Annotated in this window: 17 protein-coding genes; 11 read left to right on the forward strand and 6 right to left on the reverse strand. The window is 45.0% G+C overall.

Going from position 1 to position 23,656, the window contains the following annotated elements; all coding sequences use genetic code 11:
* Nucleotides 1-77: 77 nt before the first annotated feature.
* On the reverse strand, nt 78-653 hold the full coding sequence (locus H6G17_RS10880; protein WP_192156983.1) for a Uma2 family endonuclease: 576 nt from the start codon (nt 651-653) through the stop codon (nt 78-80).
* Nucleotides 654-706: 53 nt separating this feature from the next.
* The gene (locus tag H6G17_RS10885; RefSeq protein ID WP_192156985.1) at nt 707-4,696 is read right to left on the reverse strand and encodes a magnesium chelatase subunit H; all 3,990 of its coding nucleotides are present in this window, start codon (nt 4,694-4,696) and stop codon (nt 707-709) included.
* A 456-nt stretch (nt 4,697-5,152) separates the two neighbouring features.
* Here H6G17_RS10885 and H6G17_RS10890 point away from each other — a divergent pair, with 456 nt between their 5' ends.
* On the forward strand, nt 5,153-6,493 hold the full coding sequence (locus tag H6G17_RS10890) for a lipid-A-disaccharide synthase (RefSeq protein ID WP_192156987.1): 1,341 nt from the start codon (nt 5,153-5,155) through the stop codon (nt 6,491-6,493).
* A 63-nt stretch (nt 6,494-6,556) separates the two neighbouring features.
* Here the strand turns inward: H6G17_RS10890 and H6G17_RS10895 are convergent, their stop codons facing one another.
* Nucleotides 6,557-6,940, reverse strand: coding sequence for a hypothetical protein (locus H6G17_RS10895; protein ID WP_192156989.1), 384 nt, complete (start codon nt 6,938-6,940; stop codon nt 6,557-6,559).
* A gap of 445 nt (nt 6,941-7,385) precedes the next feature.
* Between H6G17_RS10895 and H6G17_RS10900 the strand changes: the two genes are divergently transcribed.
* Both H6G17_RS10900 and rpsF read left to right on the forward strand, forming a co-directional pair.
* Complete coding sequence (locus H6G17_RS10900; RefSeq protein WP_106168537.1) at nt 7,386-8,030, forward strand: M23 family metallopeptidase; 645 nt, start codon at nt 7,386-7,388, stop codon at nt 8,028-8,030.
* Nucleotides 8,031-8,160: 130 nt separating this feature from the next.
* Complete coding sequence (gene rpsF / locus H6G17_RS10905) at nt 8,161-8,484, forward strand: 30S ribosomal protein S6 (protein ID WP_015153705.1); 324 nt, start codon at nt 8,161-8,163, stop codon at nt 8,482-8,484.
* A gap of 85 nt (nt 8,485-8,569) precedes the next feature.
* Here rpsF and H6G17_RS10910 read toward each other — a convergent pair whose 3' ends face one another.
* Nucleotides 8,570-8,917, reverse strand: a complete 348-nt coding sequence (locus H6G17_RS10910; RefSeq protein ID WP_192156991.1) for an STAS domain-containing protein — start codon at nt 8,915-8,917, stop codon at nt 8,570-8,572.
* A 685-nt stretch (nt 8,918-9,602) separates the two neighbouring features.
* Here H6G17_RS10910 and H6G17_RS10915 point away from each other — a divergent pair.
* From H6G17_RS10915 to H6G17_RS10950, 8 genes are all read left to right on the forward strand, one after another.
* Entirely contained in the window at nt 9,603-10,235 is a 633-nt protein-coding gene (locus H6G17_RS10915) for a DedA family protein (RefSeq protein ID WP_015153703.1), read from the forward strand.
* Between the two features lie 85 nt (nt 10,236-10,320).
* The gene (locus H6G17_RS10920; protein WP_192156993.1) at nt 10,321-11,283 is read left to right on the forward strand and encodes a glycosyltransferase family 2 protein; all 963 of its coding nucleotides are present in this window, start codon (nt 10,321-10,323) and stop codon (nt 11,281-11,283) included.
* Between the two features lie 179 nt (nt 11,284-11,462).
* A complete protein-coding gene (gene rpsB, locus H6G17_RS10925; protein WP_192156995.1) occupies nt 11,463-12,266 on the forward strand; it encodes a 30S ribosomal protein S2 in 804 nt (267 codons plus the stop codon).
* 92 nt (nt 12,267-12,358) lie between these two features.
* Entirely contained in the window at nt 12,359-12,982 is a 624-nt protein-coding gene (gene tsf / locus H6G17_RS10930; protein WP_192156997.1) for a translation elongation factor Ts, read from the forward strand.
* 225 nt (nt 12,983-13,207) lie between these two features.
* Nucleotides 13,208-14,113, forward strand: a complete 906-nt coding sequence (locus H6G17_RS10935) for a hypothetical protein (RefSeq protein ID WP_192156999.1) — start codon at nt 13,208-13,210, stop codon at nt 14,111-14,113.
* A gap of 62 nt (nt 14,114-14,175) precedes the next feature.
* A complete protein-coding gene (gene recG / locus H6G17_RS10940) occupies nt 14,176-16,749 on the forward strand; it encodes an ATP-dependent DNA helicase RecG (protein WP_192157001.1) in 2,574 nt (857 codons plus the stop codon).
* Nucleotides 16,750-17,182: 433 nt separating this feature from the next.
* Nucleotides 17,183-19,636 carry a phosphoenolpyruvate synthase gene (gene ppsA / locus H6G17_RS10945; protein ID WP_192157003.1) on the forward strand — a complete coding sequence of 818 codons (2,454 nt, stop codon included), beginning with the start codon at nt 17,183-17,185 and terminating at the stop codon, nt 19,634-19,636.
* Nucleotides 19,637-20,303: 667 nt separating this feature from the next.
* Complete coding sequence (locus H6G17_RS10950; RefSeq protein WP_192157005.1) at nt 20,304-21,470, forward strand: hypothetical protein; 1,167 nt, start codon at nt 20,304-20,306, stop codon at nt 21,468-21,470.
* A 378-nt stretch (nt 21,471-21,848) separates the two neighbouring features.
* On the opposite strand, the gene H6G17_RS10955 is transcribed toward H6G17_RS10950, so the two are convergent.
* Nucleotides 21,849-22,511, reverse strand: coding sequence for an NAD(P)-dependent oxidoreductase (locus H6G17_RS10955; protein ID WP_192157007.1), 663 nt, complete (start codon nt 22,509-22,511; stop codon nt 21,849-21,851).
* Nucleotides 22,512-22,598: 87 nt separating this feature from the next.
* On the reverse strand, nt 22,599-23,558 hold the full coding sequence (locus H6G17_RS10960) for an alpha/beta hydrolase (RefSeq protein ID WP_192157010.1): 960 nt from the start codon (nt 23,556-23,558) through the stop codon (nt 22,599-22,601).
* Between the last annotated feature and the right edge of the window lie 98 nt (nt 23,559-23,656).

The following is a 23,656-nucleotide window of genomic DNA, read 5'->3' on the forward strand; positions in this document are numbered from 1 at the left end:
AATAGAGAGTAATTTCATAGTGAAGTGTAATCTGCATTAAAATCAAAGTAGAATCATCAAATTATTTGCTGTCACTATCACCATATAAACTCAAGATTTAGAATAAATTTAGGTAAAACATTTTCCCCTGACAAAGTAGCAGGATTTTCTAATACTTCAACTTCTCTATTTTGTCGATAAATTTCTACTTGCCGAGACTTACGATTGATTAACCAACCTAAACAAACGCCATTGTCTCGGTATTCTTTCATTTTATCTTGAGCTACTTTTAAGCTATCACTTGGCGAAAGTAACTCAATAACAAGATCGGGACAAATAGGAGGAAATTTTTCTTTTTGCTGTTGGGTTAGTGCATTCCAACGCTCTAATTTTATCCATGCAGCATCAGGGGAACGATCTGCACCATTGGGTAACTTGAATCCACCAGAGGAATCAAAAGCTATCCCAGTTCCATCTGTGTCAGCCCAATTAAATAACTGCTGGTTTATTCTGCCATTACGGTTGCTGCTTTCTCCCCCTACAGGTGTCATTACAATCAGTTCTCCAGTCGCGTTGCGCTCAAATCTCAAATTTTCGTTTGCTTGACATAGCTGAAAAAATTGCTCGTCTGTCAACTTAATTACAGGATTCAGGTTGAGCGTAAGGGCAGTCATAGAAGAATTTGAGGTTTATGATTTGGGCAGGTATTTTACCTGCCCTACTATAACTATTCTATGCCTTCGATCCGGTCTTCTACCTCCTGATACAACTCGCGTAGCAGATCCAAATTGTTCTCATCAGTATCCCAATAACCGCGCCCATTTGCTTCTAACAAAGTAGAAACCATTTTGCGGAAGGAATGCGGATTTAAATTCAACAACCGCTGACGCATGGCATCATCTTTGATGAACGTATCGTTAGCATCTTCATAGATCCAATTATCGACAGCACCAGCAGTCGCACTCCAACCCATCGTATTAACTAATCGCTTGGAGAGTTCCCGCACGCCTTCATAACCATGAGACAACATTCCTTCATACCACTTGGGATTTAATAATTTGGTACGGGAATCTAAACGCACGGTTTCTGATAAAGTACGGACTTGCGCGTTAGCTGTAGTTGTATCTGCCATGTAGGAAGCAGGTACTTTACCATCATTCCGCAAACTTGCCACAACTTTTGTCGGATCTGAGTCGTAGTAGTGCGATACGTCCGTCAAACTGATCTCGGAAGAATCGAGATTTTGGAATGTCACCTCAGCAGTTTTGAGGGTAGTTTCAAAAATCTGCCGCGACTGTTCCATCGTCCCTGGATTATCGGCACTGAAAGCAAAGGATTTGCGCTTGAGGTACATTTCCTGTAACTCAGCTTCACTGTCCCAAGTGCTGTTTTCCACTGCCAAATTAATATTGGACGAGTAGGAACCGGAAGCATTAGAAAATACGCGAGTCGCAGCTTGGCGCAAGTTAATCCCCATATCTTCAGCTTGCTTCAAGGCGTGTTTGCGGACAAAATTCATTTCTACAGGTTCGTCTGCTTCCGCTGCCATTTTCACCGCTTGATCCAGCAGGTTCATTTGGTTGATGAACAAGTCGCGGAAAACCCCGGAACAGTTAATGACAACATCGATTCTGGGTCGTCCCAACTCTTCTAAAGGAATCAACTCCAATTTGTTCACCCGTCCCAAGGCATCGGGAACCGGACGCACGCCGACCATCCACATAATTTGCGCTAGGGATTCACCATAAGTTTTGATATTATCGGTTCCCCAGAGAACGCAGGCAATGGTTTCAGGAAATTTTCCACCATTTTCTGCCTTATTACGGTCTAACAAGCGGTCTACGACGATTTTCGCCGATCGCACAGCTGCCATTGTCGGAATCGCTTGCGGATCGAGGGCATGAATATTCTTCCCTGTAGGCAAAACATCGGGGTTGCGGATCGGGTCGCCCCCTGGACCAGGTAAGATGTATTCGCCTTCCAATCCCCGTAATAAAGCCCCCAGTTCGTTATCAGCGCAAACTTGTTGCAGGCAAAATTCTAGATATTCAAACAGGGGTTTGAGGGCATTCGGATCGACTTTGGCGTAACCTGCTTGGTGCAAAGCTTCTACCCAAGGTTCCTTTTTACCCATGTTGAAGAAATTGAGTTTGGAAACTAGGGAAACTCTGCCTTCTGCGTCGGTTTGTGCTTGAACCAAAGCGCTAACGGCGGCGCGGGAGGCAAGGGTGATGTCTTGTAATAATTGCACGTCTTCCAAAACACCGCGATCGCTATTTTGATAAATTTCGTCAATATCCCGCCCGACGCTATTGGCAATAATCCGAGGTAAACTCTGGATCTCTTCTTCAGCCCGATCCAACCCAGCAATATTAACTAAAGTTGCGATCGCTTCTTCTGCTGAAGGCGGTTTACCAATGACGTGCAACCCGCAAGGCAACAACCGCGACTCAATTTCCATCAACTTGCGATACACCAAGCCAACAATATTATCCCGCTCCTCGGCAGTCATGTCTTTGGCATCTTGCTCTGGCAAGTTAATATCTTGGTCTAAATTCACCATCCGGCACTTATCCATGATGGTGTTGACAATGGGAATACCGCGACCGGAATCTTTTAAAGTTTGATAAGAACCGATTAGTTCGCTTAATTCCTTTAAACCCTTGTACAGTCCAGCATTTTCGGCTGGCGGTGTCAGGTAAGAAATCGTTTCGGCATAACTGCGGCGTTTGGCAATTGTGGCTTCACTGGGGTTATTTGCTGCGTAATAGTACAAGTTGGGAATCATGCCAATTAGATTATCTGGGTAGCAGTCACCCGACATCCCCATTTGCTTTCCTGGCATGAATTCTAAGGAACCATGAGTTCCAAAGTGTAGGACGGCATCAGCTTGCCAAATTTGCTCTAAATAGGTGTAGTAAGCCGCAAAACCGTGGTGGGGGCTAGCAGAACGGGAGAATAACAACCGCATCGGGTCGCCTTCATAGCCGAATGTCGGCTGTACGCCAATAAAAACATTACCGAATTGCTTGCCGTATACCAAAAGGTTTTGCCCGTCGCTGTTGAGATGTCCTGGTGGTGGTCCCCAGTTTTCCTCTAATTTTTGCGAATAGGGAGTCAGTGCTTCGTACTCCGGTACGGACATCTTGTAGGCAACGTTGAGTTCGGGGCTGCTGTACTGCGCTTGGGCATCGTGGATCACCTGTTCCATCAACTCTTTGGGCGACTCTGGCAAATCCTGCACATCGTAGCCGTTATTTCGCAGGGCTTGCATCACCTCGTAAATGGAACCGAATACATCTAAGTAGGCGGCTGTCCCCACGTTACCCTTATCGGGTGGGAAACTGAAAACGGTGATTGCTACTTTTTTATCAAGTTTTGGCTTGCGGCGCAGGTTAGCCCACTTCATCGCCCGTTGGGCGACGGCTTCAACGCGGTCTTGCAGGGCGATCGCTTTACCTGTTGCACCGTCTCGACCTGATAGTATAATCGGCTCGATCGCCCCATCCAATTCTGGAATGGCAATTTGTAGTGCCACTTGGATCGGGTGCAAGCCTAGATCGCTATCTTGCCACTCCTCCGTCGTCTGAAACACTAAAGGCAGGGCAACCATGTAAGGGCGGTTCAGCCGTTTCAGTGCTTCAATTGCTTTGGGATGATCCTGTCGTGCAGGTCCTCCTACCAAGGCAAAACCCGTTAGGGAGATTGCCGTATCTACGATCGGATTTTTGCTAACAGGGTCGTAGAAATAAGCATCGACGGGCTTAGAAAAGTCCAAGCCGCCCGCAAATACAGGAACCACCCGCGCCCCCATTGCTTCGAGTTCCTGCACGATTGCTACGTAATGGGCATCATCCCCCGTTACTAGGTGGGTGCGTTGCAGTACGAGTCCCACGCAAGGCGCAAGCGGGTCTTTTAGGTCGCTAGAGATATCTTGGCGGCTGTTGTGCCAGTTGAGATATTCCTTGATATCCTCAAACATAGTGGTTGACAAAGGATGCCAGATACCCATGTCGGGATAAACTACAGGTTCCCGGTATTGTAGGGGCGCACAGCCGTGCGCCCCTACAGACGATTTGATGACGTATTTATCCGCCAACATCAGCAAGAAATTTTCCAGGTTTTCTGGCGACCCCCCCAACCAATACTGAAAACTCAGCATGAAGTTACGCGCATCTTGGGCTTTATCGATGGGTAAATACTTCAGTACCTTGGGCAAGGTTTGGAGTAGCTTCAGCATCCCGTCTTGGAAAGAAGACCCAGATTTTTCTTTACGCTTGCGCATGAATTGGGCGATCGCGCTTTTGGATTGTCCCAACTGCGCCATTGAGAAGCTACCCATTTTATTGAGGCGCATCACCTCTGGCATTGAGGGGAAGACAACAGCCACATCCAAGCGATCGCGATATGGTTCTACTGCCGCTACCACCTTTTGCGCCAAGTCTTCAATAAAAATCAGTGAGGCGATGAAGATGTCGGCACTTTGGATATCGCGCTTAAACTCCTCGTAGTTCTCAGGATCTCGGAGTTCTTCGATCAGATAGCCGCTAATTTCGATCGCCAAATTCGGATTGCTTTGGTTAATTTGGCGTACCGCTTGCGATAAGGCACTCTGATACTGGGACTCTAGCACGACATAGACCACCTTGATTAAAGCACGTTCTGCCAGGTTGTCGGGCGTAATGTGTCGGATGGTGGACTTGACGTGTGTGAACATTCGGTAAGGCTCCTTTGATGCGTGTTCTTCTGTCTGTAGGGATCTCTGGCAATGAACGTAGGACACCAGATACACACTTTCCTAATGTCCCACTTGTACCTCTACGCAGTAAGTTCGGCGATCTCTACAGATTGTGAACTGGTCGCGTTACAGTTGAAAAACCGAACTGCGATTGGCGTAGAAAATACACGGTACATGAGTTTTTTTTATCAGAAAGTGCCTACCAAAAGTTAGATTCAGGCTGTAACTGACACAATTTGATAAAAATTTCGTAACTTTTCGTTACGTTTGTTAATTTTGCCTGAAGTGGCTAATCATTAGGATTTGGACTAATCTTTGCAAAAATTTAATAAATAAAATTTAACTTTATGCTATTAAATCTTCATTTTATGATAGGCATGAAAGTCTAAAAAATTAAAAACAAGAATATGAAAAGGTACAAATAACCAATGACAAATGACAAATAACATCGATATCTTGGTTTTGTCTAATGGTCCTGGGGAAGTCACAACCTGGGTGCGTCCCGTCGTGCAAGCTTTGCGCCAGAAACTAGGAGACGATCGCTCTCAGGTGAGAATTTCGGTGGTGCTTTCTCCTTGTCCGAATGCTAGTGGTAAAGAAGCCGCGATCGCCCAATCTTACCCAGAAGTCGATCGAGTGCAAGCAGCGAAGCATTTCTGGCAATTTTTGCTCTGGGGCAAAACCGCAGACAACTGGGATTGGAGAACTCGCGGTGTTGTGGTGTTTTTAGGTGGAGATCAATTATTTTCTGCGATCGTCGGCAAGCGTCTCGGTTATCGTACCGTAATTTATGCCGAGTGGGAGACGCGCTGGCATAGTTGGATCGATCGCTTTGCCGTCATGAAACCAGACTTAATCGATAGCGCTCCATCAAAACATACCCACAAGTTTACGGTAGTAGGGGATTTGATGGCAGAAGCCTCTGGAGGAGTGAGGAATGAGAAGCGAGGAGTGAGGAGCGAGCAGGGGAGCAGGGGAGCAGGGGAAGCAGGGGAGAATAACTACCAACTACCAACTACCAACTACCAATTACCAATTACCCATGACCAATCCAAAATTGAATTAATCGGTTTATTACCAGGCTCTAAAGCTGCGAAACTGTCACAGGGAGTACCGTTGATGCTGGCGATCGCCGAATACATTCATACACAACGACCGCAGACGCGCTTTATCATTCCCGTCGCACCTACTTTAGACGTGCAAGCCTTGGCTGAGTTTGCCAACCGTGAAAAAAATCCAATTATTCCTTTAGTAGAAGGTTCCACAGCCGAACTGATCCCTCACCCCTCACCCCTACTAAAAACAGCTAGCGGCTTAGTAGTAGAATTGTGGACGCGATCGCCGGCTTACGACCTGTTATCTCAATGTTGTTTGTGCTTGACAACCGTAGGCGCAAATACAGCCGAACTAGGCTCTCTAGGCGTGCCAATGATTGTTTTGTTACCGACTCAGCAACTAGACGCGATGCGGGCTTGGGATGGTATCCCAGGGGTACTCGTAAACTTACCTTTAATAGGAACGAGTATGGCAAAAGTAATAAACTGGTTAGTATTGCAGCGATTGGGCTTGCGATCGTGGCCCAATATCTGGGCAAAATCGGAAATTGTCCCAGAACTGGTTGGTAAACTCCAACCTCAAACTGTAGCAGAACTCGTACTCGACTATCTACAGCATCCAGAAAAACTAGAAGAAATGCGCTCCAAATTACGCAGCGTGCGCGGACAATCGGGAGCCGCCGCTAAAATTGCTCAAATTGTTTATGAAGAACTTAAGTAAACTAGGGGAACCAGCGAGAAGTCGTAAGTCGTAAGTCGTAATTAACTGGTAACAGGTCACTGGTCACTGTTCCCTACCATCTCGTCGTCCTAACTCGTAGACTCCGCAGCTAACGCAGGCAAGTATACCCATACTAATTGCCCAACTCCGACCTAAGCTCAGTTCGATGCCGTAATTACACAAACTGCCAAAAATCAAAAAAGGCACAATGCTGAATAACGAAGCGTAAAAAGCATTCTGAGATTCTCTCGCGATGCGGGTTTTTTCAAATTCTGCTCGATTTATGTAAAGCGATCGCTCGGCAAAATTAAACCAGCGTTGGAGTTGCTGTATTATCCAGTCGCCTATGCCTGAAAAAGCTAAATATAACGCCAGCGACCACAAACTAGCTCCAGCGATCGCAGTAGCATCTAAATTGAGAGTAAACGGCAACATTTCTGTCAGCATGAGGTAAGAGCGTCTGGCGATCGAGATTTAATTCATTAATTTAAAAATTCTAACGATAAATTTACACATTCGCGAGTGGTTCTGCACAGTTCGCCGATCGCTAACTCAGAGAAGATGCGTCCTTCCGTAGATTTACCCTTGCTATGGCGAGATAAATCGTGTTAAGTTTTTGCAGGATTTTCAGCAAATTGTGAAAAATCTGATTATTCACATTGTTAGCAAACCTAAATCTATAGCGAACTTAAATATAAATTTCAGATAGAGGCAACACCTGTTCGACCTCAACAGTCTACTAAAACTAATCAGTCAGTAATATTCGGAATTTTTCCTTCTTTGCTAGTCAGTTGCCAGTATTTTATTTAAGTTATATGAATCAAGTTGCGATCGCTCGAATTCTGCTAATGCCCGTGGTGTCAAACCAGTACCCAGATCTAGGAGTCAAAGCATGAAGCAATTCCAACTCCTGAGGTCTCAAAGACTGGGTTTTACTGTTTCCAAAAAAAGTTTGCTGCTGGTTGCACTCAGTCTCGCCAGCTTACCCCTACTAGCATGGCATCAAAAAAAGGTGACAGCAGAGGAAGTAGCGCAAAACAAAATTGCCACTGGTAATCTTTGGCGCAAAGCATCCTTTCCGGTCGAAAATTTCCAATACTATAGTTCGCCTTTCGGCTACCGTCGCTCTCCTACTGGCGGTTCGGGCTTAGAATTTCACAGTGGTTTAGATTTAGTAGCACCTCAAGGTAGTTATGTCCGCAGTTGGTGGACTGGCACAATAGTCAAGGTTGCCGATCGCGATGCCTGCGGTACGCACGTTATTATTCGTTCTGGAGCTTGGGATCACATTTACTGTCACATGCAAGGGCAGGTCGGTACTCAAGGCAAAAACCGCTACATGATCGATCGCGAAGGCGGAATTGTCCTTTGGGAAGGACAAACAATACCCGCTGGAGCTAGAATCGGTCGTGTCGGTATGACAGGACGCACCACAGGACCTCACCTACATTGGGGTTTGAAATACGCTAACAATTACATCGACCCCGCTTTAGTCCTGCGGGTCATGTATGCTCAGCAAAAAGATGGGCAGTCTTAATAGTCATTTGCTAGCATCTGCCGACCAATTACCAATTACCACTCATCAACTGATATAATGATGAATCCTTGCTGCTCGTCAAAAAACTGAGAGCAGCCTTTTTGTCCAAAAGGAGATTACTGAGCGTATCATGCCATCAGCCTACGAAACAATGTACATTTTGCGTCCCGACCTGGGAGAGGAACAGATCGAACAGGCGATCGCTAAATATGAAAACTTCCTCAAAGACCAGGGAGCTACTAACCTACAAATTCAGCTGCGCGGTAAGCGCCGTCTTGCCTACGAGATTGGCAGACAGCGCGAAGGCGTTTACGTTCAAATGAACTATGAAGCACCAGGGACAGCTATAGCTCCGATGGAAAGGGCAATGCGCTTGAGCGAAGAGGTCATTCGCTACCTGACGCTTAAGTCAGAGGAACCAACAGCCACTCCTGAAGCCGCAGCAGTGGAATAAAGCTATCGTAAAATTAAAACAAGTAGGGTGGGCAATGCCCACCCTTTTTCATTTTTCAAAACTCTCAATTTCAGGCGATCGCTAACTAACGCATTAGAGCAGGTGAATTAACAGTTGTTAGCACCTCATCATAGCTATCAAAAATTTCAAATACAGAATCCAGTTGTGTTAGTTCTAATACTAGCCTTACGGAAGCTTGCACATTACATAGGACTAGACGGCAACCGATTTGTCTTGCAGATTTCAACCCACTAACCAAGGAAACTAAGCCAGCACTATCCATGAAATCAACTTGGGCTAGATCGATTACCCAGAGAGCTTGCTTTTGAGGCATTAGCCTAGCCAATTGAGTTTCTAAGGCACTACCACCATTTTCGTCTAGGCGTTCTGGTGGCTGAAGCAAAATTAGTTGAAATTCTTGTGTACTCATCATTATTGCCGATTTATCAGTGCATACAATAGGGATTTAGACAAGCCAGTTATTGTGAATTTATATATAAACCCGAATCAACTGGCGCAAATTGTCAATTGTCTGAAGCTTCTCCATTCAAGAGATTTTGAAATTTAGTTACTCAAAAATCAGTGGGAATTTCAACCTATAAAAATTTGTCCTTAAGTTTAATGAATTCATAAATATTTAAATAAAAAATGACTGAATTAATCGCTTTTATTTACGTAAACTTGACTCCTATTTTAGGCTAACGATTTTTAGTGCATATATCCAACCGTAAAATCACTGCTGTTTCTGTTGTAGTTCATAGAGTTAATTCAATCGATCTCAGTAGATTCACGCGCGGACACTGCTGCCTCAATCGCTACATTTTAGGTTTAATACCAAAACAATTAGGAAAGTATTCGAGCGGCTGCTTCAGATGAATCGATCTAAGCATGGAAACCTTCAAGTTTCAGTAAAATCAACAGTTTTTACCGAATCTTTATTACAAATCGAGTTTTTTATAAAGATTACGTAAAGTAAGTAATGTAATATTTCTTAACTTTCAGTAGTTTTTCGTAATATTCGACTGGTGCGAGGATAAGCGGCAGCATAACTTGGATTGACACATTTTCCAGGCTCGCGCCAAGATGGAAGAAAAGTAAAACTTTGTAAAGGCGGCTGGATGTCACTAGAGTTTTTATCGTTGGAAAGAATTCAGGAAATTGCCCACCAGTACGGCTATTGGGCAGTTTTTCTCGGAATTTTATTAGAAAACCTCGGTATTCCCGTCCCAGGTGAAACCGTAACCATAGTAGGAGGGTTTCTTGCAGGTAGTGACGAGTTAAATTACTGGCTCGTTTTAGGTGATGCGATCGCGGGAGCTGCGATTGGTGGAACTTGCGGCTATTTAATCGGCAGAAAATTCGGTTGGTCGTTCATGTTGCAAGTCGGTCGAATTTTCCGCATCTCAGAAGACCGACTCTTAGAAATGAAAGAGCAGTTTAGTAACAACGCCACCAAAGCCGTATTTTTTGGCAGATTTATTGCTTTATTACGTATTTTTGCTGGTCCACTGGCTGGTGTTGCCCAAATGCCCTACGCCAAATTCTTTATTTATAATTTAGCGGGAGCTGCTGCTTGGGCATCAGTCATGGTGACGCTGGCTTTCTTCGTCGGTAAAATTGTTTCTCTAGAAGAATTAGTTGCTCTCACAGCTAAGTTTGGCATCGTAGCACTAGCGATCGCTTTCGCTGTCATTTTTGTTCCCCTGTGGCTGGAAGCACGTAAAGCGGGAGTCGGAACCAGTGACCAGTGACCAAGTACAAGCACCAAGCACCGCATCGCATCACGCACCACTCAACTACCGACTACCGACTACCAATTACCAATTACCCTTATAGATGGTATTAAGGGGAAAAACCGTGTTTTTCAGTATTGTCATTCCTACATACAATCGCCTGCCAATTTTAGCGAAGTGCTTGCGATCGCTAGAACGCCAAAACCATGACGATGTGGCTATAGAAGGCTATGAGGTAGTTTTAGTCGATGATGGCTCTACAGATGGCACTTTGGCATGGCTAGAGGCAAATGCAGCTGAATTTCCCCACGTGCGATCGCTCCTGCAAAACCACCAGGGACCAGCTGCGGCTCGCAATCTAGGAGTAGAACAGGCAAAAGGCGATACGATCGTGTTCATCGATAGCGATTTGGTCGTGACTGAGAATTTCTTGCAGGCGCACGCTCAAGGGTTGCAGCAGGGACGAGAAATGTATAGGAGCGATCGCATTTTCACCTATGGCAGAGTAATTAATACATGTAATTTTGACGATCCTACAGCCGAGCCTTACAAAATTACCGATTTTTCTGCCGCTTATTTTGCCACGGGAAATGTGGCTATTCCTCGCCATTGGCTAGAAAAAGCTGGGTTATTCGACACGCGCTTTCAACTCTACGGTTGGGAAGATTTAGAATTAGGCGTGCGATTGAAACAGTTGGGATTAAAGTTAGTGAAATGCCCCGATGCAGTCGGCTATCACTGGCATCCAGCCTTTAATTTAGAGCAAATTCCTAATTTAATTGACAAAGAAATTCAACGCGGTCGCATGGGAGTCTTGTTCTACCAAAAGCACCCAACATGGGAAGTGCGGATGATGATCCAAATGACCTGGATACACCGCTGGCTGTGGGGGATTCTTTCACTCGGCGGACAACTCAACGAGCATACCCTAGCCCCAGTTTTAAGGTGGTTGATTAACCAAGGTAAGCCTCAATTAGCCGAACAGGTCGCCCGCATTTTTCTCAATTGGTACAACGTCCAAGGCGTTTATGAAGAGTACGCTTTGATGAAGCCTAGAACCGAGTAGAGACGTTCTGTTATGGGAGAGAAACCCGTATAGACTTTTCGTAAGTGCCGAAACGTTTTAGTTTGAAACCATATTATACTAGAAAAGTTGTCTACAAATCGCACATCCAGCGTTTTCGGGTGTTTCCTGGGAGACGCAGCTGGGTGGAGGATTAACCCGAATCAGGAGTTAAAGAAGATATGCCAGTCGTTTCATTGGCTCAAATGATGGAGTCTGGGGTTCACTTTGGGCATCAAACCCGTAGGTGGAATCCGAAAATGTCGCAGTACATCTACACTGCTCGTAATGGCGTTCATATCATTGACTTGGTGCAGACAGCTCAGTTAATGGATGAAGCTTACAATTACGTCAGACAATCTGCCGAGCAAGGGAAAAAGTTTCTCTTCGTTGGTACGAAGCGTCAAGCAGCGGGGATTGTAGCTCAAGAAGCCTTGCGTTGTGGCGCTAGCTATGTCAACCAGCGATGGTTAGGCGGAATGCTGACTAACTGGACGACGATTAAAACTCGCGCCGAACGATTGAAAGAGTTAGAACGTCGTGAGGAAAGCGGAGCGCTGGATTTACTACCCAAAAAAGAAGCATCGGTACTGCGCCGAGAGCTAGCTAAACTCCAAAAATACCTGGGTGGGATCAAGAACATGCGCAAAGTTCCTGATGTGGTCATAATTGTAGACCAGCGGCGGGAATACAACGCAGTATTAGAATGCCAGAAGCTAAACATTGAAATTGTATCTATGTTGGATACAAACTGCGATCCCGATCTCGTTGACGTTCCCATTCCTGCTAACGATGATGCCATCCGTTCGATCAAATTGATTGTAGGCAAATTAGCTGATGCAATTTATGAAGGACGACACGGACAATTGGATGCGGAAGAGGATTACGAAGATTTCGAGGGTGCAGAAGAAGATTTCGATTATGATGAAAGCGAAAGTGAATACACTGATGCGGTGATTCCTACCGAAGAAGAGGAAGAAGGATAGGTTAATGGTTAATGGTTAATGGTTGATAGTGACAAACAATTAACCATTGACTAACAAACAATTAACAAATAATAAATAGGAATTGAGGGAAGATGGCGGAAATATCTGCAAAGGCTGTTAAAGAGCTACGCGAGAGAACAAACGCTGGCATGATGGATTGCAAAAAAGCACTCCAAGAGACTGATGGCGATATGGAAAAAGCCATTGAATGGCTGCGGCAGAAAGGACTTGCCTCTGCTGGAAAGAAAGCTGGACGTGTAGCAGCAGAAGGACTAGTAGATAGTTACATCCATACTGGCGGGCGAATTGGCGTGCTAGTGGAAGTGAACTGCGAAACTGACTTCGTAGCGCGCAACCAAGCATTTAGTGAATTAGTGCGAAATATTGCCATGCAAATCGCTGCTTGTCCTAACGTAGAGTACGTTAGAGTCAGCGATATTCCCCCTGCAGTTGTCGAAAAGGAAAAGGCAATTGAAATGGGGAAAGACGATCTAGCAGGAAAACCAGAGAATATTCGCGAAAAGATCGTTGTTGGGCGTATTGAAAAGCGTTTGAAAGAGATGTCCTTAGTGGATCAAGCATACATCAAGGATCAAAACAAATCAGTAGAAGATTTGGTTAAAGAAGCGATCGCCCAGTTAGGCGAAAATATTCAAATCCGTCGCTTCTCCCGCTACGTCTTAGGTGAAGGCATCGAAAAGTCATCCGAAGAATAGAGCCAAATCATCGAGCTATTGATTAGCTCCCTTCAATTTACCAGACGGGTTAAAATGGTGCGACGCACCTACCCGTCCTTTTTTTTAGGGAGCAGGGAATAGGGAGACAAGGGAGACAAGGGAGATAAGGGAGAGTCGCGGAGAAAAAACACTACACCCTACACCCCACACCCGCTATCGATCGCACCACGTACCATTGATAACTGATAACTGATAACTGAAAAGATGGCAAGAGCAATCGAACAAATTGAGCGAGACATGCAAGCTTTGGAAAAGTCGGCAAATAAGTTATTTGCCGAACTCAACAGCGCCTACACGAGTTATTGTCAAGCTTTAGGACAAGCTACACGCCAGCAGCTGATCTTAGCAAGTTATCAAGTCTGCACTCAGGCGTATCCCAAGCAATTTTTGAGTCTGTCGATGAATCAAAGACAGCAATTGCAGCGATCGCTTCGTCAGTTAGGGCAAACAGCAGCCGAACGATTGCTAGAACTGTTGAACAACCCAATGGAAATGGCGCGGGAGTTAGCATATAGTATTCAGCTAGATAGAGAAAGTGCGATCGCTGAAATAGAACAGGACTCGATCGAGGAACAGGAACAGATAATTCCGAATTCCGAATTCCGTTCGCGCAGTGTAGCGTCAGCGTCTATTCCGAATTCTGAGTCTCCTGCTACGCCTTCTAACCCTTTAGAACTAGTACAATGGCAGCAAATTTTAGAAAGAGCGATCGCCCAAGTCCTCAAAACCTTATCCTTAGATGCGAATCAATTACTGCAAAAATCTGGCATTCTACCTCAAAAACTACCTGCTCCTTTACTAGAAGCTGCTACCGCAGTATCGGAAACTACGGGCGAAATGACAGCAGGACCACCCAATGTCATGAATTTATTAATTGAAACTGAAAATCCGCAGGATTTGCAAGAAGGTGGCGTGACGCAATTAATTGCAATTCAGTTGCGGTTGTCAGAAGTTGAGTTTGCAGATACTAATGTCAGGACTGCCCGCAACCAAGTACGGCAACTAGAATCAAATTTAGTTTCTTTAGGGCGAGAATATCAGAAGAGGCAGCGGGAGCGAACGATCGCTGAAGCAGAAGCTGCATGGCGTGCGAGTTGGTTTGATGAATAGTAAGCGATCGGTTATCAGTTATCAGTTAACAACCTTCACTAGATACAAATGACCAATGACTAATGACTAATGACGATATAGACTGGTTGCGATTGCAAAAAGCCTTAGCTGTGGAGGCAGAAAAAGGCTTTGTAGACTTGGTAGGGAAACAATATCGCTTCAGCGAGTTTCTCTGTTTGAGTTTTGGCAAACCTCCTGTCACTCTATCTGTAGAAGAAAGACGTAGGTGGCAGGAAATGGCAATGCAATTTGCCGAATACCATCAGATGACGCAGGAAGAGAGACAAAGCGTAGTTGCAGCAGCACGTAGATGCTTGCACCTTTCCCAGCAAGTATCGGAACAGCAGCATTTCTATGAGTTAGGTGACGAATTAAGTCAAAAGTCCAAAGTTAAAAGTCAAAACATTACTCCCGACTCCCGTACGGGCGGGTTTCTAAACCCGCCCCTACCGACTCCCGACTCCCGCATCGTTCAACCCAAAACATCAACGCTCGTTTCTACTCAATCTTCAGAAATCAACCAACGCCTTGCGCCCAGCCTAGACCAACCTTTGACGAGGTTGCCGGAGATTGGTGCGAGAAGAGGTGAGATTTTAGCCAAGTTGGGACTGTATACCGTCAGAGATGTCTTACTCTACTATCCCCGCGATCATATTAACTACGCACGGCAGGTCAAGATTTGCGATTTAGAGGCGGGGGAAACAGCAACGCTAGTAGGAACGGTAAAAAAGTGCCAGTGTTTTACCAGTCCCCGTAATGCTAAATTATCCATTCTGGAAATTGTTCTGAAAGATAATACGGGTCAAATTCGCATCAACTACTTTTTCGCTGGCGGACGTTATTCTCATCGTGGCTGGCAAGAACAACAAAAGCGCAAATATCCACCTGGCGCAGTCGTCGCAGCGTCGGGATTGGTGAAAGAGAGTAAATACGGTCTGACGCTGGACAAACCAGCTCTGGAGGTGCTGGCACACCCAGGAGATACAATTGATTCATTAACTGTGGGTCGAGTTGTGCCAATTTACCCCTTGACGGAAGGTGTCGGGGCAGATGTGGTGCGCAAGGCTGTCACTACCGCACTTCCATCTCTAGTTCATCTCAAAGATCCGCTACCAAAAGCTTTACGCGATTATTACGGATTTGTTGAGGTAAGGGAAGCGATCGCTAATATCCATTTTCCGGCTGATACTGACGCTTTAGAACTTGCCCGTCGTCGGCTGGTATTTGACGAGTTTTTCTATTTACAACTAGGTTTGCTGCAACGCCAATATAAAGCACGGCAAATTGCTAATAGTGCCGTTCTCTCGCCAAGCGGTCAATTGGTGGAAAAGTTTTATCAACTTTTACCTTTTAAACTCACTGGTGCGCAGCAAAGGGTGATTAATGACATTCTCAATGATTTAAAAAAATCCGTACCGATGAATCGCCTGGTTCAGGGAGACGTGGGTTCGGGGAAAACGGTTGTTGCAGTGGTAGCAATTCTCGCCGCGATTCAATCAGGCTACCAGGGGGCGTTGATGGCTCCCACAGAGGTATTAGCAGAACAGCATTATCGCAAGTTAGTTGGTTGGTTTAACTTATTGCATTTACCTGTAGAATTGCTGACGGGTTCGACTCCAGCGGCGAAACGAAGGCAAATTCACGCCCAATTAGAAACAGGAGAGTTACCCCTGTTAGTGGGGACTCATGCCTTAATTCAAGATAAAGTCATTTTTCAACGTTTAGGATTAGTTGTAATTGACGAACAACACCGATTTGGTGTCGGACAACGGGCGCGTTTGCAACAAAAGGGCGAGTCTCCCCACGTTTTGACGATGACAGCTACGCCGATTCCCCGCACTCTGGCATTGACGTTACACGGGGATTTGGATGTGAGCCAAATTGATGAATTGCCCCCAGGTAGACAGAAGATTCATACAACTGTGTTATCTAGTAAAGAGCGATCGCACGCTTACGAATTGATTCTGCGTGAAGTTGCCCAAGGCAGACAAGCTTACATTGTCTTGCCCTTGGTGGAAGAATCGGAAAAGCTGGATTTAAAAGCAGCAGTCGATGAGTTTCAAAAGTTGCAAGAAAGCATTTTTCCCCAGTTTCAAGTCGGATTGCTCCACGGTCGCATGTCGTCAGCCGATAAAGATGAGGCGATTAGTTTATTTCGCGACAACCAAACGCAAATTCTCGTCTCTACCACTGTAATTGAAGTTGGTGTAGACGTTCCCAACGCTACGGTAATGCTAATTGAAAATGCCGAGCGATTTGGTTTATCTCAGTTGCACCAGTTGCGGGGACGTGTCGGACGTGGTGCGGCGCAATCTTTTTGTCTGTTAATGGGTAATCCTAAAAATGAAACTGCTCGTCAACGCCTAAAAGTATTAGAAGAATCTCAAGATGGATTTTTTATTGCTGAAGCAGATATGCGATTTCGCGGTCCTGGGGAAGTTTTGGGAATGCGTCAAGCTGGACTACCAGATTTTACTTTGGCAAGTTTAATTGACGACCAGGCAGTTTTAGAAATTGCGCGAGAAGCCGCTGAGAAGGTGATGGAAAAGGATCCAACTCTGCAACGCTGGAGTTTAATGCAAGCAGAATTAACCTATAGATATCAAAAATTGATGGGTGGGACAATTTTAACGTGATTGAGTGCATTCGCCAGTTATCCTTAACTCAGTTGGAAATTTGGCTGAAGCTCTATTGGAGTTTTCTAGTTCAGAAGATTTAGGGTTAAATAATTTAGCAAACTAAGAATTTATACATATTCTCGCCTACTGCTACACAATTGATGTTTTTTTCGATTTTTACTAGTTGCAGTAGGTTATACAACAAGTCTTCGCAAAAATTGTTAGATTAGTCAATATTAAGATTTCGCATAATTCAATTTTAGATTTTTTACTATAAATTTCTAAATAGTACTCTTTGTAGAATGGGTGAAAAACCACGAATATGTAGGTTCGTTTAGATTTGATGTCAAAAGGCTTTGATCCCCAATAGATTAGAAAAGAACATACTAAATTTACTTCTTGATGTAAATTGACTCGATCGCAGTAGCAATCACTAGAGAGGAAAATAGCTATGGTAACGGCGGTGACAGAAACGACCTCCCCAGCAGCAAAAGAGCGATCGCTGATTCTCTGGTTTGAAGAGGTAGGAATTCACGATCTGGCTTTGGTAGGCGGGAAAAACGCCTCTTTAGGCGAAATGATCCAACAACTCACACCCCAAGGTATTAACGTTCCCAACGGCTTTGCAATTACTGCTTATGCCTATCGCTATTACATTCAGCAAACTGGTTTAGATGCCAAATTGCGATCGCTGTTTGCCGATTTGGATGTGGAAGATCTGAATAACTTACGCCAACGCGGTAAACAAGCAAGATCGATGCTGCGGTACACGCCTTTCCCGAAAGACTTAAAAGAGGCGATCGCATCTGCCTACGAAAAGTTATGTGAAAATTACGGGATTGACACTGATGTTGCCGTTCGTTCTAGCGCCACAGCCGAAGACCTACCAGATGCTAGTTTTGCCGGACAGCAAGAATCCTACCTCAACATCAACGGCGCTGAAGGCGTATTAGTTGCCTGTCATCGCTGCTTTGCTTCTCTATTTACCGATCGCGCCATCTCCTATCGTCACAGCCGAGGTTTCGACCATTTCAGCGTTGCCCTCTCGATTGGCGTACAAAAAATGGTACGTTCTGACTTGGCGGCTTCTGGGGTGATGTTCTCTATTGATACGGAGACTGGATTTAAAAATGCTGCCTTGATTACAGCCGCCTATGGTTTGGGCGAAAATATCGTCCAAGGGGCAATCAACCCAGATGAATACTACGTCTTCAAACCTACACTGAAAGCAGGTTTTCGCCCGATTTTAGGCAAAAGATTGGGTTCTAAAGAATTCAAAATGGTCTACGATACAGGCGGATCGAAAGTTACCAGAAACGTTCCCGTCGTACCTAGCGATCGCGGCAAATATGCCCTCAACGATGACGAGATATTGCAATTAGCGCGTTGGGCTTGCATTATTGAAGACCATTACTCTAAAGTGCGCGGTACTTATACCCCGATGGATATTGAGTGGGCAAAAGACGGCGTAACAGAAGAACTATTTGTCGTTCAAGCCCGCCCCGAAACCGTACAATCGCAAAAAAGTCTCAACGTTTTACGGAGTTATCACTTAGTCGGGGCTAACGGCGATACACCTATAATTACAGGTCGCAGTGTCGGCGAGGCGATTGGTCAGGGGAAAGTTAAAGTCATTACAGACGTGCATAGACTCGACCATTTCCACACTGGAGATGTGTTAGTTACTGATAAAACAGACCCAGATTGGGAACCAATTTTAAAAAAAGCCAGCGCGATCGTGACAAATCAAGGTGGTAGAACTTGTCACGCCGCAATTATCGCTAGAGAAATTGGAATTCCGGCGATCGTCGGTTGTGGCGATGCTACTAGCGTGTTGCATTCTGGGCAAGAAGTTACGGTTTCCTGTGCTGAAGGCGATGAGGGAAAGGTTTACCAAGGATTATTACCTTTTGAAGTTCGAGAAGTTCCCTTAGATAACCTGCCTCGCACTCGTACCAAAATTATGATGAACGTAGGCAATCCTGCGGAAGCTTTCAGCCTCTCGGCAATTCCTAATGATGGTGTGGGATTGGCACGGCTAGAGTTTATTATTGCCAACTATATCAAAATTCATCCTTTGGCACTGCTGCATTTCGATCGCTTAGAGGACGAAGCGGAAAAAGCCAAAATTGCTGAAATGACGGCATTCTTTGCCGAGAAGCCCCAGTATTTTATCGAGAAACTAGCCCAAGGTGCAGCGACGCTGGCAGCTGCTTTTTACCCTAATCCAGTTGTCGTGCGGATGAGTGACTTTAAGTCGAATGAATATGCCAATTTACTCGGTGGAAAGCAGTTTGAACCCAAGGAAGAAAACCCGATGCTAGGGTGGCGGGGGGCGGCGCGTTACTACGATCCGCGTTACCGCGATGCTTTTGCTTTGGAGTGTCATGCCATCAAGCAGGTACGAAAAGAGATGGGGTTAACCAATTTAATTCCGATGATTCCTTTTTGCCGCACTCCCGAAGAAGGGCGTAAAGTCTTGGCAGAAATGGCAAAGCACGGTTTAGAACGAGGTAAAGACGGGTTAGAAATTTACGTCATGTGCGAGTTGCCCAACAACGTTTTGATGGCGGAGGAATTCAGCGAAGTCTTTGATGGGTTTTCGATTGGTTCTAACGATTTAACTCAGCTGACAATTGGATTAGACCGAGATTCAGCTTTAGTGGCGGGTTTGTTTGACGAACGCACTCCAGGAGTTAAGCGATTAGTGCAAATGGCGATCGCTACTGCTAAAGCTAAGGGTCGTAAAATTGGGATCTGCGGTCAAGCCCCCAGCGATTACCCAGAATTCGCTCAGTTTTTAGTAGAACAGGGAATAGATTCTATGAGTCTCAACCCCGATTCGGTACTAAAAACTCTGTTGATGGTAGCAGAAGTAGAAGAGAAGCTGGGTCGCGGGTGCTAAGAGTTTGTGGGGTGGGTTATACCCGCCCTATTTTTTGAAATCTTGCACTGGGCGATTGAAATCGCTGTTACACATGCAAAACCTGCTTATTCTGCGCGAATGTAGGTTCAACCCTTAACTTGCCATGAATCCGCGCGGGCTAGTTTACCGTAGGCAAACTGCTTTACGTCTATATTTATTTAGCCGCGAATTATATTCGCTGGGGCTTAGTGCTGTACTAATTATTTTTATGGATCTCAAATATAGGTATAAATTTATGTATTTCTACGATAGATACTATATTAATTTGCTAACTCATAAGTAAAACGCATAGTAGCCAGCAATCGTCCTCAAGCGCAGGTATATCGCTTAGCAAACATCTCCAAACACCGTATATCGATCGAGTTAATGCTTGCAGATCGGCAATTTTACTGTAATTTAACTTCAGTAGAATTGCCCTTGGTCGATCTGAAAAATACATATTAACTTGATTTTGTGATGGTTATATAAATTTAACTTAAACCAAGCGCGATCGCTCTGAGTTTCACGGTCGAGATATTTCACTCTATTTCCTTAAGTGTCTAGATATATGCGATCGCATTTTTCAAGTTTCTTCTATCCCTCAACTCAAATTCAACTAGCAGCAACCTCTATCTTGCTCGCACTCACTAAATATATACAGTAGATCATGCGTAAGTTTCAAGCTCAGCAAATTGCACTAGCAGCTAGTGTTGTTCTTAGTATTACTATCGGTAGCTGTCATACAACGACTGCAAATAATGAAGGGAAATCTGACAATCTGTCGGCTCAAAAGCCAAGCCAAGATTTTCTCATTAGTCAGCAAGTGACTTCTGGCATTCTAGCTCAAGACCCCAAATCGCGAGACAAATGGTTGTGGCCCTTTTCCTCTACTTCAATTTGGAATATGCCAATTGGAGCTACTGCAACATATGTACCAGCAAATCTTCCAAAAGCAGGCTTTTTTGGTGCAGATCGGGAGTACTTCTACAAGCTCAAAGCTGGCGATCCGATGCGACAAGTTGTATCACCGGGAAGTTTCGGTCCCGGACGCTGTACGGGTAAGCAATCAATGGGTCTTTCTCTCCCAGTCCCCGACAATTTAATCGTCCCAGACGCAACCAGTCAACCATACTCTACCCCTAATAATGCCGCAGCTTTTTTGATGCCAGATGGAAGAACGATCGAGCAACTCGAACCCCTGGCTCGTTGTACCGCAGGTGGCAACATCCACGGCTGGCGTAACCCGTGGGGGGGTGTTGACATTTACGGCGACGGGATTAAAGGCACTCATTTCGGGTCTGGGATGTCGGCGATTGGCGGTTCTATTCGCCGAGGCGAACTAACAGGTGACGAACCAATTCGCCACGCGATCAAAATCTTGATTTGGGGCAAAAAATATCTTCATTATTCTAAATCTATGCCCGGTTATCGCTGGCCCGCCGACCGCGCCGACCGATATGCCGAGAGTGAATATAAGGGGACTAATTCTAAACTCGTACAAGGTAGTTTATTGGCAATCCCGCCTCACGTGAAGATAGACAGTTTAGGATTAAAGACTCCTGCGGGGCAGAAGATTTTCAAGGCATTACAAAATTATGGTGCATACATAGTCGATGATGCTTATTGGGACGCTTACTATCTTGCTGTAGAACAAGGAGTTCCAGAGGAATTTCGCAATCGCTACGGCTATAGTTTTGAAGGTCGGAGTGGTGCTTTTTATGACGACATGATAAAGCTAATTTCAGCACTAAACATCATTGACAATAACAGACCTGATAACATCGGTGGTGGTGGTAGATTGAGAGCGCCGCTCGCACCACCAATCGAGAATTAATTTAGGAGAGCGGGCAATGCCCGCTCTACTCACTGAAAAGTCCTTACTTACGTGCAAAATCAGGTGAATATACGGAATATTTCCATTCATAATCCAGAAAAGGATAATAGCTAGAAAATTTCTAGATATCTACCCCAAACAAGGTAGTTATACAGACAAATTCGGTATCTGTCGTGGATATTGGCAATATACAGAAAAATTCTTGATCTTCCGATCGAAATGTCTGTAATCCTTTCTCTAGCTGAATTGCCGAATGTAATATACGGACAGTTTCCGTATGATAAATAGTTGGGCTGCTTTTAGTTATTGGTTGGGGCAATATTGCAAGCTTGTCTGTAAGTGTTCAATATTTGTTGCTATGTATCGAAAAGCTGTTACTTAGTAGGCAACAGTCATACGACGGCGAAGAAAATGGGAGCGTTCAACTTCGTCAAGTAGCGCGAGCGCGTAATCTTCTGCTGAGATTTGACTTTTGCCCGTTGCGTCTACAAGTAACTGGTCTGTGCCAATGCGATATTTACCTGTCCGTTCTCCTGGCTCAAAAAATGCGGCTGGGCTAATAAACGTCCAGTCCAAATCGCAAGTTTTGTAGATATCGAGTGCTTCACAATGAGCAAGTGAAGCTGGGCGATAAATCTCTGGAAAGTCGGGAGTATCTACAAGTCGAAGACCAGATTCTACTTCAAGGCTACCTGCACCTCCAACAACGACCAAGCGACGAACTGTTGCACGAGTCAACCCTTCAATGAGTGAATGAGTAGCCTTGATTACATCCTGTGCCAGTATCGGATCGCTTGCCTTGTCAGCACCCGGTCCTATTGTGCTGATGACCGCATCATGTCCCTGAACCAACTCTGCGACATTTGTAGGATCAAGAACATTACCAACAACAATATTTGCAGTAAATGGGGTTTGGCGAGCAGATGGAGAGAAGCGCGACAGGTCACGAACGATCGCTGTTAAATCATGACCACACATTAACGCTTCAGTCGCAATTCGACTACCAGCCATGCCGTTTGCTCCAAACAATGCAAGTTTCATTAATGTTCTCCTGACTGCTTTTTAGTATTTGTTCCGAAGGCTCCCATTTGACTGAGCGCAGTTGCCCAGTCCTCCACATGCCAAAATTCAAGCGCGATCGCGGAACCAACCTGCGATCGTATGAACAGAACGATCGATCGTGACCGGATCTTCATAAAATTGAAATTGAACCTGATTGCCTAACCATACTAATTCCTTGTCTTTTGCAGGAATCCCCTTGAATAACTGTTTTGGAATGTCTGCACTGCTTGCAGCACGATCCGAATGAATCATCAATATAGGTGTGTTCAAGTTTCTTACCGTTTCATCAACCCGATATCCCCAAAGTTCAGCTTCACTCATTGCTGCGATACGATTTTCCCAAAGTCCATGAAACCTCCATACCTCTCCTCGGTCTGCCCATCGGACGTACCACTGATAAATGGGTTTAGGTAATAAGAGTGCATTCGGATCATCTTCACTCACGATAGGGATGTAATCAACTTGTCTAGTTCGCTCAAATTTTTCTCTTGCACGGGTTGCTCTTGCGATTCTCTCCTGTACCTTGTCTGTACTACCCAGATACTTCTCTGCAGTTTCCAGGATTAAGTAATGACCCGCAACAATTGACAATGCTTTGATTCGTTGATCCTGAGTTGCAGCTTCAATTATCCAGTTCACGCCTTGACAGACACCAAGCGCAAAGATGCGATTAGAATTCACGGTTTCTTGTGTTGCAAGAAAATCGATCGCTGCCCGAATATCTTGAACTTTTGCTTTTCCGCTTTCATATCTACGAGGTTCTCCACCACTTTCACCATGAGTGCGCGGATCAAAAATCAATGTAATAAACCCCTCACTAGCTAGGCGAGTCGCATACTGCAATGGTGACTGCTCTTTCACAAATGCAACAGGTCCAAGGATGGGAATCGCAGGAGCTTTTTTCCCTTGCAAGTCTTCCGGAGCAAACAAACAACCGACAAGTTCTACACCTTGGCTGTTGAATTTGATTTTCTGAACCACGTAACTTCTATTCCTAGCTGCTGAATTTTGTGCCTGTGCAGTCATCTGCCGCACTCTAGATAGACCGAGACTTAATAAAAAAAAGCCGATTGCTCCAGCTACACTAGTTTGTACAAACATTCTCCGTGATTTCTCAAGCATCC

Source organism: Chroococcidiopsis sp. [FACHB-1243] (assembly GCF_014696895.1).
Classification (GTDB): domain Bacteria; phylum Cyanobacteriota; class Cyanobacteriia; order Cyanobacteriales; family Chroococcidiopsidaceae; genus Chroococcidiopsis.